Origin of the sequence: Streptomyces sp. AM8-1-1 (assembly GCF_032229325.1) — a bacterium.
Lineage (GTDB): Bacteria > Actinomycetota > Actinomycetes > Streptomycetales > Streptomycetaceae > Streptomyces > Streptomyces achmelvichensis.
Window position 1 is genome coordinate 731,869 of record NZ_CP135086.1, and the last position, 15,183, is coordinate 747,051.

Here is a 15,183-nt window from a genome sequence, read left to right on the forward strand (position 1 = left end):
GGGGCGGCGCCCGGGGGAAGCTGCCGCCAAGGGCTGTCCCTTAGATTTTTCGGCAGATCGTCCGGAGGCTGTCGAAAACGCGGCCCGTGCTTCTACCTACTTGTGAGGGCGCCCCAGGAGGGGCTCCCCGGGCAGAGGGAGACCACCATGAAGTACATGCTGCTCATGCAGTTCAGCGCGGACATGCAGGACACGCTCCCGCCGATCACCACCTGGTCCGCCGACGAGATCAAGGCCCACATGGCCTTCATGAACGAGACCAATCAGCAGCTCACGGCCAGTGGCGAGCTGGTCGACGGCCAGGGACTGGCCATGCCGGAGACGGCCAAGATCGTCCGGGGGCACGGCAGCGGGGCGCCGGTGGTGACGGAGGGCCCCTTCCCGGAGACGAAGGAGTTCCTCGCCGGCTACTGGATCGTGGACTGCCCGACCCCCGAACGTGCCGTCGAGATCGCGGCTGCCGTGTCGGCCGCTCCCGGCCCGGGCGGAGCGCCCCTGAACATGCCGATCGAGGTGCGGCAGGTGATGTCGGCCCCGCCCGCCGACCTGTAGGAAGGAGCGGTCGGGCCCGTCACCCCCGGGCCCACCGTCGACCGGCCGGTCGACGCCGATCGATGCCGATCAACGACGAGGACCACGACGCTGACCGACCTGCCCGAGTCCGTGAGCGACCTGCTGCGCCGCCTGGCGCCGCAGGTCGTCGGCGTACTCACCCGGCGCTACGGCGACTTCGAGACGGCCGAGGACGCGACCCAGGAAGCCCTGCTCGCGGCCACGCACCAGTGGCCGGCGGAGGGGTTGCCGCGCAATCCGCGGGGCTGGCTGATCAAGGTCGCGCAGCGGCGGATGACGGAGCAGGTCAGGAGCGAGCAGGCCCGCCGCCGCCGGGAGGAACTGGTCGCCGCGCAGAACCCGGCGGACCGGCAGGCCGCGCCGGCTGCGGACACCGCGCACGGTGCGGACCACGACGACACGCTCATGCTGCTCTTCCTGTGCTGCCACCCCGCGCTGTCGCCCGAGGCCGCGATCGCGCTCACGCTGCGTTCCGTCGGGGGGCTGACGACCGGCGAGATCGCCCAGGCGTTCATGGTTCCGGAGCCCACCATGGGCCAGCGGATCAGCAGGGCGAAGCAGCGCATCAAGACGTCGGGGATTCCGTTCCGCATGCCGGACCGCGAGGAGTGGCCGGACCGGCTGGACGCGGTCCTTCAGGTGCTGTACCTGATCTTCAACGAGGGTCACACGAGCAGTACCGGCCCCGATGTCCGGCGCGTCGAGCTCTCGACCGAGGCGATCCGGCTGACGCGTGCCGTGCATGCCCAGCTCCCCGACGACGGCGAAGTCAGCGGACTGCTGGCCCTGATGCTTCTGAACGACGCGCGCGGACCGGCGCGGACCGGCCCCGCGGGTGAACTGATCCCCCTGGCCGAACAGGACCGCGGCCTGTGGGACGCCGAGGCGATCGCGGAGGGCGGCGCCCTGATCACCGCCGCACTGCCGCGCGGCCCGGTCGGCCCGTACCAGGTGCAGGCGGCGATCGCCGCGGTGCACGACGAGTCGCCGACGGCCGAGGAGACGGACTGGCCGCAGATCCTCGCGCTGTACGGCGTGCTCGAGCGCATCTCCGCCAACCCGTTCGTCGTCCTCAACCGGGCCGTCGCCGCCGCCATGGTGCACGGTCCCGACTCCGGTCTGGAAGTACTGGAGGACCTGGCGTCCGACGCACGGCTCAAGGACCACCACCGGCTGTACGTGGTGCGCGCCCATCTGCTGCGGATGGCCAGGGACCGGGAGGGGGCGGTGGCGAACTACCGGGCCGCCGCCAACCGGACGGCGAGCCTCCCGGAGCGGCACTACCTCACCATCCAGGCGGCCGAACTCGCTGCGGAGGGCGAAGGCGGGCCCGCGCGCCCATAGCCGCGGACAGGGGGCCGACCCGGGGAGTTCGTTTCCCGGGAGGGCGATCGATCACCCTTCCGTCAGGCACCTGTCGGCCCGGAACACCCGTTCGCCTACGATCTCTCCGCACCACGCCGACGGAGGAGCCCGTCGGCCCCTTTTCCGGTTTCTGTTATCCGCGTGGATTCCTCGTGTCTCCCTTCCGTGGGGCGGAACAGGCCCGAGTCGGGAGCAAGGAGCGGAGTGAACGTGAGCAGTGACCTCGAGGTCTCGGAGATCGTGGCGGCCCGGTCCGGGGATCAGCAGGCCCAGGACCGGCTCGTCGCCGCGTACCTCCCGCTCGTCCACAACATCGTCGGGCGGGCGCTCGACGGGCACGCCGACGTCGACGACGTGACGCAGGAGACCATGCTCCGCGCCCTGTCCGGTCTCGGAACGTTGCGCGACCCGGGCAGTTTCCGGTCGTGGCTGGTGGCCATCACGGTGAATCAGATCCGGGGCCACTGGCGCCGGCACCGGGAGGCACCGGTCACCGGCGGTCTGGACGACGCCTACGACCTCGCCGACCCCGGGGCGGACTTCGTCGACCTGACCATCGCGCGCCTCGGACTGTCGGGGCAGCGACGCGAGGTCGCCGAGGCGACCCGCTGGCTCGACGAGGACGACCGGTCGCTGCTGTCCCTGTGGTGGCTGGAGTCCACCGGCGAACTGACCCGCGCCGAGGTCGCCGTGGCCATGGAGCTGTCCCCGCAGCACACGGCCGTACGCGTGCAGCGGATGAAGGCACAGCTCGAGGCGTCGCGGGTGGTCGTGCGCGCCCTCGCGGCCCAACCCCGGTGTGTGCTGCTGGAGTCACTGGTCGAGGGGTGGGACGGGGCGCCCTCCGCCCTGTGGCGCAAGCGCATCGCCCGCCATGCCCGCGAATGCACGGTGTGTTCCGGCTTCTCGGCCGGTCTCGTCCCGGCGGAGCGCCTCCTCGTCGGCCTGGCGCTCGTGCCGCTCGCGGCCGCGGCGACGACGCTGGCTCCGGCCGGGGCGGATCCGGCGCTCGCCGCGGCACACGACCGGATACCCGGGGGTCGCGAGATACCCGGGGAGCACGAACCGGCAGGGCACCACGAGATACCCATGCAGCACGGAAGAACGGCCCTCGGACACGGCGGAAGCCGTGCCCACGGGCGCGAGACGCAGCGGCGGCTCGATCGCGCACGGCGCCGCCGGCGGACGAGTGCCGCGGCCGTGGCCGTGGCGGCGCTGATCACCGCAGGGGGCGCGCTCCACGTGTTCACGGACGACCAGGATCCCGGCACGCGGACGCCGTCGACGGTCACCGAAGCACAGGGAGTCCTGCCGTCCACTCCCCCGGCGAGGACCACGGCGACCGCCTCACCTTCGCCGTCTCCCGGCAGCGCGACGCCGACGCCCCGGCCGTCGCCGTCACCGTCGAAGCGCGCCGCGACCCGCACTCCGGCCCCACGTCCCGCCGTCTCGGACTCCGCACGCGCCCCGAAACCGGAAACAGAAACAGAAACGCAGCAGTCCCGGTCCGGGCCCACCGGCACCGTCCTCTCCCTGGTCAACAAGGAGCGTGCCGCGGCCGGATGCGGCCCCCTGAGCGGCAACGGCCGGCTGGACACGGCCGCCCGCCGGCACTCCGAGGACATGGCGGCGAAGAACTACTTCTCGCACACCTCTCAGGACGGCAGAAGCCCCGGCGACCGCATCACCGCTGCCGGCTACCAGTGGCGGACCTACGGCGAGAACATCGCGAGAGGGCAGCAGAGCGCGGCGTCGGTGATGGAGAGCTGGATGAACAGCCCCGGTCACCGTGCGAACATCCTGAACTGCGCGTTCACGAACATGGGCCTCGGCCTCCACGAAGGCCCGGGCGGCCCGTGGTGGACGCAGGTCTTCGGGGCGAGCAGCTGAGACCGGCGCGGTCTCCGGCACCGCACGCTTCTCAGATGCCGAAGCGCTCCTTCGCCAGCAGCGGGCGCACCCGCGAGCTGAACCCACCCGTGGTGAAAGGCTGTTGGAGCAGTCCCGGGCTCAGCTCCTGGGCCAGGGCCGCGGCGATCATGCCCTGGTCGAGCGCCAGGACGAAGTCGCTGACGCGTCCGGTGCCGACATTGACGGAGTCACGGAAGCCGTAGCCGTCGTCGTACGCGCCGAAGTCCCGGTCGATGGCGCGCAGATTGGCGAGGGCGTCCCGTCGGGCGTAGGGCAGGGCCAGGAAGGAGGCGTGCGGGGTGACCACGCCGTTGGTGTACGCCGACGCGGGCGGTGCCGGTTGGCCCGGGGTGACGTACGTGCGGTCGGTGTTGGAGGCGTAGCCGTCGGTCTGCATGCCGATGGCGTCGACGCCGTACTCCTGGTAGCCGCCCTCCGGCACATTGCACGGGGAGAACCCCCAGTAGCCGTACCGTGCCTCGGAGAGGCCGTGCTCGATGTGGGAACGGACGAAGCGGTGGTGGGTGGTGCCCCAGGACCGCGGTGACCAGGAGGCCTCCGGGACGAAGAGCGGCACCATCAGCGCCTCGAACATCGAGCCGCCCCAGGTGGGGATCAGCTTGCGGCCACGATAGGTGTAGTGCCCCTGCCAGAGCCGGACACCGTCGACGGTGTCGTACGCACCCTGCGGCATCTGCTCCTGCCCGTGCTCGGGAAGCATGGTGCGCAGCATGTGCCAGTAGTGCTCGCCCGGCAGCGAACCGTCCGCGATACCGAGGTAACTGGCCATCCGGGGTTCGGTGTTGAGGGCGCCGTAGTGGTGTGCGGTCGGCTCCCCCGTGTCCGTCCAGAAGCCGCCGCGCAACTGGCCCGGTCCGGCCACCGGGTCGGCGGGGTCGTACGGCGTGTAGAAGTACGACCAGTCCGCGGCGGCGAGGAGCCGGGCGATCCGGCCGCGCAGCCGCGGCTCGGCGGATGCCGCGATGCGCAGTCCGGTGACCAGCCAGGCGTTGTCGACGGAGGAGAGGAAGGGCCGGACCGGGTCTCCGGTGCCGGGCCAGCTCGTCAGGACCGAACCGTCGTGCGCGTCGTACCAGTTGAGCCAGAAGCCGTGATGGCGTTCCAGCTTCTCGACGGAGGCGACGGTGCGAGTGAGGCGGCGGTGCAGCGTGTCCCTGTCGATGACGCCCAGGCCGGCCGCGGCGACGGTGGCCCACAGTCCGCATCCGATGTTCGTCGGGGACGTGTTCCGCGAGACGACGGGGCCGCCGGGCCGGCTGAGGTCGAGCGTGTCGGCGGCCAGACCGATGTCGGTCGTCATGGCCTCGATCGACCGGTAGGTGTCGCGGAACCAGCGGCGCAGCAGCGCCGTTTCGGATTCCCGCCGGCCGGCGGCGGTGGCGCTGCCGGCCGAGGGCAGGGAGAGGGCCACGGCCCCTGCGGTGGTGGCTGCGAGAAACGAACGACGGTCCATGCGGATCCGGCTCCTGAAGTCTGGGGACTGGGAGAGGTGGCTGTTCGTGCAGGCGTGTCGGGTCGGTGAGGCGGCGGACGGGCCTGGGAGGGGTGAAGCGGGGGACGGGCGGATGTCAGGGTCCGCCCGTCCCCGGTCCCTACCGGGCGGTGCAGCCCGGTGGCACGGTGTCCGGCGGGGATGCCGGTGCGGTGTCGGCGGCGGTGGCGAACGGGCTGTTCAGCTTTCGCCCCGCGGGAGTTCACGGCTGCGGCCGAGTCCGCCGAGCCAGACCGCGGACGGTTTGGCGGTGCGGGCGAACGTCTCGGGGTCGACGGCGATCAGGCCGAAGGTGGGCCGGTACGAGCCCCATTCGTAGTTGTCGAGGGCGCTCCAGGCGAGGTAGCCCTGGATGTCGAGGCCGTCCTCGATCGCCCGGGCCACTTCGTTCAGCGCGCCGGTCAGGTAGTCGACGCGGCGGGTGTCGTCGGCCGTGGCGATGCCGTTCTCGGTGACGACGAGCGGCACGTCGCCGACGATGTCGGCGGTATGACGCAGCGCGTGTCCGACGGCCGCCGGGTAGTACTCCCACTGCGTGAGCGTGCGTTCGGCGTCCTCGGGGGCGGGGATCGGTCCGTCGGCGCCGATGCGGGTACGGGTGTAGGACTGCACGCCGACCCAGTCGTCGTCCCGCGCGGCCTCCAGGAACACGTCCTCGCGCGGGTGGCGGTAGGCCGCCGTGACCTCTTCGGCGCCGGGCAGGGCCTGGTAGACCTGGTTGGCGATCGTCCAGCCGACCCTGATCCGCGGGTTGAGGGCCCGGACCTCCTTGACGGCGGCGCGGTGGGCCTCGATGACCGCCCAGGTCGTCTCCTCGTCGGGGGTGGGCAGTCCGGCCGGCGGGAAGCCCACATCGCCCGCCTTGGCCGCTCCCGCCATCACGGCGATCATGTTGGGCTCGTTGATGGTGCAGACGTACGGCACACCCTCGGCGATCACCGGTGCCGTCGCGGCGACGTAGCGGGCGAACAGGGCGACGGCCCCCTCGGCGGTCCAGCCGCCCCGCTCGTCGAACCACCGCGGGACGGTGAAGTGGTGCAGCGTGACCATCGGGCGCAGCCCGCGGGCGATCGCGCCGTCCACCATCCGCCGGTAGTGGGCGAGTTCGGCGCGGGAGAAGTGACCGGGCGCCGGTTCGATCCGGGCCCATTCGATGCTGAACCGGTAGTCGGTGAACCCGAGTCCGGCCAGCAGGTCCATGTCCTCGTCCCACCGGTGGTAGCTGTCGCACGCATCGAGGCTGGGCGCCTCGATGTGCGAGGTACCGCTGTGCTCCTTGTGCCACCAGTCGCTGTTGGTGTTGTTGCCCTCGATCTGGTGGGCGGCGGTGGAGGCGCCCCACAGGAAGCCGTCGGGGAAGGGGGTGGTGCTGTGCGTCATCGTGAGAACTCTCCGGTACGGACGGTGGGGGGATCGGGGGCCCGGGGCTCGCTACTTCATGCCCGCGGTCGCGATGCCCTGGGTGAAGTGGCGTTGCAGGGCGATGAACACGATCAGGACGGGCAGGACGACCAGGAACGATCCGGCCATGAGCATGCCGTTGGAGCCCGCCGACTTGTTCGGATCGGTCGCGAAGGTGGCCAGTGCCACCGGCAGCGTGTACTTGCCGGGGTCGTTGGTGGCGATCAGCGGCCAGACGAAGTTGTTCCACGAGCCGAGGAAGGTCAGGATCGACAGGGTCGCGAGGGCGGGTTTCACCAGCGGCATCACGATCCGCCAGAAGATGAACCACTCCCCGGCCCCGTCGAGCCGGGCCGCTTCCAGCAGGTCGTCGGGGATCGACAGCATGAACTGCCTCATGAGGAAGACCCCGACGGCGCCCGCGGCGAACGGCAGCACCAACCCGGCGTAGGAGTCGATCAGCTGAAGCCTGCTCATCAGGACGAAGAGGGGCAGCAGCATCAGATTCCCGGGCACCATCAGCGCGCCGAGGACGATCGCGAAGACCTTGCTGCGGCCGCCGAAGTCCAGCTTGGCCAGCGCGTAGCCGAGCATCGAGCAGAAGACCAGGTTGCAGACGGTCACGAACACGGCGACGATCACCGAATTCATGAAGTACAGCGGCATGTCGAGTCGCTCGAGCAGCTCGGTGAAGTGCTGGAACGTCCACTCCGTCGGAATCCAGACCGGAGGGCTGGCGGTCAGTTCGCGGTCCGTCTTGAAGGCGGAGAGGACCATCCACAGGAACGGCGCCGCCATCACCAGCAGTCCCGCGGAGACGACGACGTAGACCGCCGGCCTGCGGATGCGGGAGGTGCCACGGATGCCCGGAGCTCGCGTGCCGCTCATGACGTGTTGTCCTTCAGCAGTCGGAGCTGGAGCACCGTGACGGCCATGATGACCACGAACAGGACGTAGGCCATGGCGCTCGCGTAGCCCATGTGGAAGAAATTGAAGCCCTCGCGGTACATGTGCAGGGAGACGGTCAGCGTGGAGTCCGACGGGCCGCCCTGCGTCATCACGAACGGTTCCTCGAAGACGTTGAGGTAGCCGATCGTGGTGATGACGGTCGCGTACAGCGTCGTCGGCCGCAGCAGGGGCACGGTGATCCGCCGGAGCTCCTGGAAGGTTCCCGCGCCGTCGAGCCGCGCGGCCTCCCGTACTTCGGTGGGAATGGCCTGGAGCCCGGCGATGAACAGCACCATCACGGTGCCGAGGTTCCGCCAGACCGCCATCGCGATGAGCGACGGCATGGCGAGCGTCTCCGATCCCAGGAAATCGGGTGCGGTGAAGCCTGCTTCGGCGGCGAGCCCGGCGATCAGGCCGTCCGTCGGGTCCAGGACGAAGCGCCATACGACGGCGACGGCGACGATGCTCGTGACGACGGGCGTGTAGAAGCCGACACGGAAGAACGTCCGGGCGCGGTCGATGCCGTTGTTCAGCAGGACGGCGACGAGCAGGCCGAGAAGGACGGTCACCGGGACGCCGACGACCACGAAGTACGCGGTGTTGAACAGCGCCCTGAGGAACTTCTCGTCCTCGAACAGCTTGGTGTAGTTCTCCAGGCCGATGAACTCGGCGTCGAGCGGGTGGGTGACATTGCGCAGCCCGAAGTCGGTGAAGCTCATGAGGAGCGTGGCGACGATCGGGAACGCCATGAACACGGCGAACAGGACGAGGAAGGGGGTGGAGAACAGCCACCCGGCGGCGTTCTGCCTGCCGAGGCGGCGCGGCGGCCCGTCGGCCGGGGCCCGCCGCTGCGCCGGTCCGTTCCGCTTGCCGGCCGTCTTCGCGGCCGGTGTGGTCGTGGTGCTCATGGCTATCGCGAGACCAGGTCCTCGACACCGGCCTGTGCCTCGCCGGCGGCCTCCCGTCCGGAGGCCTTGCCCTGCGTCACCGACTCCAGCGCGGTGTCGACCGAGGCGGATATTTCCGACCAGGTGGGCAGGGTGGGTGTGGACTTCGCGGTCTTCATCTGCTGGAAGAACACCTTCATGCCGGGGTCCTCAGCCAGTTCGCCGGAGGACCAGGCGGCGAGGTTGGCCGGGAGATCGTGGGTACGGCGGTACCAGTCGGCCTGCGCCTGGGCGCTGGTGAGATGGGCGACGAACTCCTTGGCGGCGGCCTTGTGTTCGCTGTCCTTGGAGATCACCAGACTGGAACCCCCGGCCATCGAGGTGGAGGACTTCCCGGTCGGCACGTTGGCGACCGCCCACTTGCCCTTGAGGTCCGGGTACTGCTCGTCGATCAGGGTCCTGATCCACGGGCCGGAGAAGAACATCGGGACGTTTCCGGTGTTGAAGTCCTTCAAGGGGTCGTAACCGGGCTGCACGCTCTTGGTGCTGAGTCCCTTGTCGAAGAAGGCACCGTACTGCTCGAAGGCGCCGACCGCGGCAGGGCTGTTCACCGCGGCCTTGCCGTTCTTGTCGACGATCTCACCGCCCGCCGAGTACAGGAACGGGTAGAAGCTCTGGACGGTGTCCAGACCACGGGGCTGGAGGTAGATGCCCCACTTGGTCTTCGCCTTGTCCTGATACGCGGCGGCCATGCTCTCCAGCTCGGCGAAGGTCGCCGGGGGCTTGCCGACCCCCGCCTTCCGCGCGAGATCGGTGCGGTAGTACAGGACGCGGGTGTCCACGTACCAGGGCACGCCGTAGACCTCGCCGTCGACGACACCCTGCTCCCAGCCGGCGGGGAAGAAGTCCTTCTTGTCGAAGGTCTTGGTGTCCACCGGCTCCAGCACACCGAGTTCGGCGAACTCACCCATGTACGTGCTGCCCATCTGCATCACGTCCGGCAGCGTCCCGGCGGCGGCCGCCGAGACGAGCTTCTGGTGGGCGACGTCCCAGCCGATCGGGGTGACCTTGACGTCGATCTCGGGGTTGGCCTTGGTGTACTCCGCGGCCACCGCGCCGAGTTTCTCGCCCTCGGCTCCCATCGCCCAGACAGTCAGTGTCTGTTCGGCGTCGGCGGCGAGTCCCTCACCTCCCGACCCGCATGCGGTGAGTCCGCAGGCCAGCGAGATCGCCAGGGCGGCCGAAACGGTTCGAGCGGTGCGGTGCATGGACGGCTCCTCCTTGAGCTCCGCAATGTATGCGCAGTCTGTAAGCGCATACATCACTCTCATGCAGCCTTTCCGGCCACCACAAGAGGGGCTCAGGTCACGTTCTCGCAACGGGCGCGACCTCGGCGGTTGCCCGTCGAAGGCTAGGCGGAGGATTTGCGGAACGAAAGTGACAGAAGAGATTCCGCATGCTCGGCGCGGTGCGGAGGGGTGGCGTCCGACCCTCCCGGAACCCCGGGGGCGAGCCGGGACCGCGCCCGCCACGGGGGCACGGGGTGCGGCACGCGGATGCCCGGGGCAGGGCGATGTTCAGCGCCGCGACGTGAGGGATGTCGTGGTGTGCCGGACAGGCAGGGTCGCGGCGTACGCAGGGACGCGGCGCGCCGCATGGGCAGGGTCCCGGTACAGCCGGCGTCTTCGGGCTACGCGGTACGGCCGGCGTCTTCGGGATGCGCAGGGCCGCGGCGTGCCCATGCTTGCGTGCGTGCAGGGTCGCGGGGTGCCGGATGTACGGCTGTGCCCCGCATGCGCAGCGTCGCGGTGTGCGGGATGCGCAGCGGCACGGCTACCGGGATGCCGCGTTTGCCGTGCGAACGGCCCGCCCCTGCCGCCCCCGTACCGCTGGCCCCCTCAGACGCACCCGCAACTCGCGCGCCGGGCCAGGGAGACCGGCAGGACCATCGAGACAGGCGGGCTGTCGCGGTCGCCCGACAGGCGCCGGACCAGCAGGTCCACCGCCTCCTCCCCCAGGCGGCGCATCGGCTGCCGTACCGTCGTCAGGGCGGGCCGGACCAGCCGGCCGAGCGGAATGCCGTCGAAGCCGGTGACGGCGATGTCCTGCGGCACCCGGACGCCCCGGCGTTCCAGCGCGCGCAACGCCCCCACCGCCATCTGGTCGTTGGCGAAGAGCAACGCCTGCGGTCGCTCCCCGGCCCGGTCGAGCAATGCGCCGGCGGCGCGCTCGCCCTCCGGCTGCGTCATCATCGGGGCGCGCAGGTCCGGAGCGTCGGGCACCGGCAGACCGGCCTCCGCGCACGCCTCCCGGAAGCCGCGGAAACGCGCCTCGGCGTCCGGCGAATGCTCCTCGCTCCCGACGAAGGCGAGCCGGGTGAAGCCGTGGTCCCGGATGAGATGGCGCGCCAGTTCCCGCTCGCCGTCCGTGTTGGCCACCTCGATGTGGTCGAGGTGGTCGATCTCGCGCGGTCCCGCCAGCATCACCACCGGCAGCCGTCGCGAGATCAGCTCCAGGTCCTCGGTCGGTACGGTCCGGGCGAGGACCGCGAAGCCATCGACCCGCCCGGCCACCTTCGCCACCAGGCTCTCGGGTCCGCCCTCCAGCGATGCCGCGATCAGCAGCGCGTATCCGTGCCGCCTGGCGGCCCGCTCCATACCGCGGATGATCTGGTCGGAGTAGAGCATCACGGCCGAGTCGTCGTACTCGTCGTCCGACTCGCCGCCGCTCTCCGCGGCCGGGTCCGCGTAGTCGGGGAAGCAGAGGCCGAGTACGCCGGTGCGCCGGCTGGCCAGTCCGCGCGCGTTCGCGCTCGGTACGTAACCGAGGGCCCGGGCCGCCTCCAGCACGCGGTCGCGGGTCTGGGCCCGGACGGAGTCAGGATTGCGGTAGACCCGCGAGACCGTGGCGATCGAGACGCCCGACCGTTCGGCGACGTCGTACACCGTGGGGGCACTCACCCGACCGACCGTCCATTCACAGCTCGACACCCAGGCGCTTTCCCGGGAACCGACCCCGGTGAAAGCGCATTCACAGTAGGCCGCGACCCGGTCCACGGGCAAGGCGGTCCCGCCGTGGCGGCGCCGTTTTCAGGGCCCGGCGCCGGCCAGGTCCCGCCCGGGATCGCCCGCAGTGTCGGGCTGCCGTCCGGGTCATGTCGGGCCGACGGCGACGAAAGCCGTCAGAGCGGCCGGGGTGCCGCACGCCCCGGCCACGTCGTCGAGCATGGCCAGAAGCCGCGCGGTTTCCCGCTCCCGCCATGGCGCACAGCAGCCGGACCCCGACGAGAGGCGCGCCCGGAGCGGCGCGCCGCGGGACGCCTCGGGGCAGCCGGAAGACCGGCGCAGATGGAGCGCCGAAGACCGTCGCCCGCCGTCAGGGCCAGGGGTCTCCCCGGGAGGGCGCGGGTCCGGTCGACCCTCACCGCGCGGCCGACTCCAGGGGGAAGGACTCGCGGCGGCACCCGGTGGTCGCCTTCTACACGGCGAGCCGCGCCAGTTCGTCATCGGAGAGCCCCGGAGCGGCCGCTGCCACGTTGCCGGTCAGGTGGCCCGGGTTGCCGGTGCCCGGGTTGGCCGGCACATGAGGTCCGCACGGGAGCGTCCACGCGAGCGGGATCTGCGCGGCGTTCGAACCGTGGGCCCGGGCGACGGCCGGCACCTCGTCGGTGCCGGTGGCACTCGCGCACCCCTCACGCGCGGGCGCCCGCGATGGCGACGAACGGCACGTAGGCGAGGGCCTGTTCACCGCATGCGCGCAGGAACACGTGCTCCCCGGGCGGCGCTCCGCCGGGATCATTTCCGTGACGCCCCGACCGGAATGGTCCAGACCTATTGACGCACTGGTCTAGTCCTCTTAGCCTCTGCGTCACCTGCGCGGATCCGGTCCCGGGCGGTGCGCACCTCACGGGACCAACTGCACCCATCCCCATGCCAGTTGTTGTGCGAGGCCGATCAACCCTGCGCCCCGGTGGGTGCAGGGGGACCCCCACCAGGAGGATCCGACCGTGCTGTCCCTCACCCGTACCAGAGCATCGCTGCTCGCAGCCGGCGCAGCCGCCGCCGCGCTGCTCGCCGGCTCACTCTCCTCAGGCGTCTCCCACGCCGCCGCCCAGGAGTCCTGTCGACCCGACGGGCTCTACTCGACCCCGGGCGTCGACGTCCCCTACTGCTCCGTCTACGACGCCGAGGGCCGGGAGAAGATGGGCGCGGACCACCAGCGCCGCGTCATCGGCTACTTCACCGGCTGGCGCACCGGCAAGGACGGCACTCCCGCCTACCTCGCCTCGGACATCCCGTGGAACAAGGTCACCCACATCAACTACGCCTTCGGGCACATCGACTCCGCCAACGGGCTGTCGGTGGGCGCGGACACCCCGGCCAACGCCGCCACCGGGCTGACCTGGCCCGGGGTCGCCGGGGCCGAGATGGACCCCGCCCTGCCCTACAAGGGGCACTTCAACCTGCTGACGAAGTTCAAGAAGCAGCACCCCGACGTGAAGACACTGATCTCCGTCGGCGGCTGGGCCGAGACCGGCGGGTATTTCGCCGAAGACGGCGAGCGGGTGAACTCCGGCGGTTTCTACTCGATGGCCACCAATGCCGACGGTTCGGTGAACCAGACCGGCATCGACACCTTCGCCGAGTCGGCCGTCGCCTTCATCAAGAAGTACGGGTTCAACGGCGTCGACATCGACTACGAATACCCGACATCGATGAAGGACGCCGGGAACCCGCTCGACCACCAGTTGTCCAACGCCCGCCGCGCGGGCCTGGTCAAGGGCTACGCGGCGCTGATGAAGTCCCTGCGCGAGAAGCTCGACCGCGCGGGCGCCGCGGACGGCAAGCACTATCTGCTGACCGTGGCCGCGCCCTCGTCCGGCTATCTGCTGCGCGGCATGGAGACCTTCCAGGTCCAGAAGTACCTGGACTACGTCAACATCATGTCGTACGACCTGCACGGCGCCTGGAACGAGTACGTGGGTCCCAACGCCTCCCTGTTCGATGACGGCAAGGACGCCGAACTCGCTTCCGCCGGTGTGTACTCCACCTCGCAGTACGGCGGCATCGGATACCTCAACACCGACTGGGCGTACCACTACTTCCGCGGCTCCATGCCCGCCGGCCGCATCAACATCGGCCTGCCGTACTACACCCGCGGCTTCAAGAACGTGCAGGGCGGCACCGACGGGCTCTGGGGCAAGGCGGCCACCACCACCTGCCCGGCGGGATCGGGGCTGACCAAGTGCGGTGACGGTGCGGTGGGCATCGACAACCTCTGGCACGACAAGGACACGGCGGGCAACGAGTCCCCGGCCGGCTCCAACCCGATGTGGCACGCCAAGAATCTGGAGAAGGGCGTGGTGGGCGACTACGTCACCACGTACGGCTTCCCCGCGAACACCACGCTGACCGGCACCTACGCCCGCAGGTACGACGCGACCCTGGTCGCGCCCTGGCTGTGGAACGCGCAGAAGAAGGTCTTCCTGTCCACCGAGGACGAGCAGTCGGTCGCCGCCAAGGCGGACTATGTCGTCGACCGCGGCATCGGCGGCACGATGATCTGGGAGCTCGCGGGCGACTACGCGTGGAACGCCGCCAAGGGGCAGTACGAGACCGGTGACACGCTGACCACCGCGATGTACGCGAAGTTCCGGACCGCCGCTCCGTACGGCGCCAGAAGGGCCGCGACCGCCCTGCCGGCCGAGGCGGTCAAGGTGGACGTGGACTTCGGCCAGTTCCCCCTCGGCGACTCCAACTACCCGATCAGCCCCAAGCTCAGGATCACCAACAACACGAAGACGGCGCTGCCCGGGGGCACGGAGTTCCAGTTCGACTACGCCACCTCGTCGCCCGCCAATGCCAAGGACCAGTCCGGCTTCGGGACCACGATCGTGCGCAGTGATCACAGCGGCAGCAACATCGGCGGTCTGAAGGGCGACGTCAACCGGGTGTCGCTGAAGCTGCCGGCCTGGCAGACCCTGGCACCCGGCGCCTTCGTCGAGCTGGACTTCGTGTACTACCTGCCGACGTCCACCCCCTCCAACTGGACGGTGACAATCGGCGGCAGGACCTACGGACTCGCCGGGGATCTGACGCGCGGTACGACGGTGGTCGAGCCGGGTTCGGGCACCGGACCGAGCCCGGACCCCTCACCCGACCCGACCGGTCCGGGCACCTGCACGGCCCCCGCGTGGAGCGCCACCACCGAGTACGGCAACCCCACGACGGTGTCGCACAAGGCGCACCAGTGGAAGTCCAAGTGGTGGACGAAGGGCGAGGAGCCCGGCTCCACGGGTGAATGGGGTGTGTGGCAGGACCTCGGCGCCTGCTGACCTTCTCGGCGGACCGAACTCGCGTCTGCGGTGGCACAGTTCTCTCCTGTGCCACCGCAGACGCGTCCGTTAGCACAGCGCCGATTGCCATGGGGCGAAAGGCAGGGGGACGGCCGGATTGTCGCGGAACCGCCACCATTTCGGACAAGGATCGACGACTTGAGGGTCCTCAGACAACCGGTTCGGGCGTCCCGCGTTCTGACAGGTCGGCCAGGCTCCGATCAGAACCGATCGGGTCATTCCGCTGGCTC

General features: G+C 70.3%; 11 protein-coding genes. 4 read left to right on the top strand and 7 right to left on the bottom strand.

The genetic code is table 11. From position 1 onward, the window contains the following. Positions 1 to 147 precede the first annotated feature (147 nt). The 3 genes from RPQ07_RS03260 (at position 148) to RPQ07_RS03270 (ending at position 3,828) form a co-directional block, all read left to right on the top strand. A complete protein-coding gene (locus RPQ07_RS03260) occupies positions 148 to 552 on the top strand; it encodes a YciI family protein (RefSeq protein ID WP_313942464.1) in 405 nt (134 codons plus the stop codon). Positions 553 to 663: 111 nt separating this feature from the next. Next, positions 664 to 1,917, top strand: a complete 1,254-nt coding sequence (locus RPQ07_RS03265) for an RNA polymerase sigma factor (protein ID WP_313942465.1) — start codon at positions 664 to 666, stop codon at positions 1,915 to 1,917. A gap of 231 nt (positions 1,918 to 2,148) precedes the next feature. Continuing rightward, a complete protein-coding gene (locus RPQ07_RS03270) occupies positions 2,149 to 3,828 on the top strand; it encodes a sigma-70 family RNA polymerase sigma factor (RefSeq protein ID WP_313942466.1) in 1,680 nt (559 codons plus the stop codon). 31 nt (positions 3,829 to 3,859) lie between these two features. Here RPQ07_RS03270 and RPQ07_RS03275 read toward each other — a convergent pair whose 3' ends face one another. The 7 genes from RPQ07_RS03275 to RPQ07_RS03305 all read right to left on the bottom strand — a co-directional run bounded on the left by RPQ07_RS03275 (position 3,860) and on the right by RPQ07_RS03305 (position 12,258). Then, positions 3,860 to 5,323 carry a glucoamylase family protein gene (locus RPQ07_RS03275; RefSeq protein ID WP_313942467.1) on the bottom strand — a complete coding sequence of 488 codons (1,464 nt, stop codon included), beginning with the start codon at positions 5,321 to 5,323 and terminating at the stop codon, positions 3,860 to 3,862. A gap of 219 nt (positions 5,324 to 5,542) precedes the next feature. After that, a complete protein-coding gene (locus tag RPQ07_RS03280; protein ID WP_313942468.1) occupies positions 5,543 to 6,742 on the bottom strand; it encodes a glycoside hydrolase family 1 protein in 1,200 nt (399 codons plus the stop codon). Positions 6,743 to 6,793: 51 nt separating this feature from the next. Then, positions 6,794 to 7,651, bottom strand: a complete 858-nt coding sequence (locus tag RPQ07_RS03285; protein ID WP_313942469.1) for a carbohydrate ABC transporter permease — start codon at positions 7,649 to 7,651, stop codon at positions 6,794 to 6,796. Further along, positions 7,648 to 8,619, bottom strand: a complete 972-nt coding sequence (locus RPQ07_RS03290) for a sugar ABC transporter permease (RefSeq protein ID WP_313942470.1) — start codon at positions 8,617 to 8,619, stop codon at positions 7,648 to 7,650. The genes RPQ07_RS03285 and RPQ07_RS03290 overlap by 4 nt, the downstream gene beginning before the upstream one ends. A gap of 2 nt (positions 8,620 to 8,621) precedes the next feature. After that, the gene (locus RPQ07_RS03295) at positions 8,622 to 9,866 is read right to left on the bottom strand and encodes a sugar ABC transporter substrate-binding protein (protein ID WP_313942471.1); all 1,245 of its coding nucleotides are present in this window, start codon (positions 9,864 to 9,866) and stop codon (positions 8,622 to 8,624) included. A gap of 630 nt (positions 9,867 to 10,496) precedes the next feature. Then, positions 10,497 to 11,558, bottom strand: coding sequence for a LacI family DNA-binding transcriptional regulator (locus RPQ07_RS03300; RefSeq protein WP_313942472.1), 1,062 nt, complete (start codon positions 11,556 to 11,558; stop codon positions 10,497 to 10,499). A gap of 517 nt (positions 11,559 to 12,075) precedes the next feature. Further along, positions 12,076 to 12,258, bottom strand: a complete 183-nt coding sequence (locus RPQ07_RS03305; protein WP_313942473.1) for a hypothetical protein — start codon at positions 12,256 to 12,258, stop codon at positions 12,076 to 12,078. Positions 12,259 to 12,604: 346 nt separating this feature from the next. Here RPQ07_RS03305 and RPQ07_RS03310 point away from each other — a divergent pair, with 346 nt between their 5' ends. Then, a complete protein-coding gene (locus tag RPQ07_RS03310; RefSeq protein ID WP_313942474.1) occupies positions 12,605 to 14,932 on the top strand; it encodes a chitinase C-terminal domain-containing protein in 2,328 nt (775 codons plus the stop codon). The last annotated feature ends 251 nt before the right edge of the window (positions 14,933 to 15,183 follow it).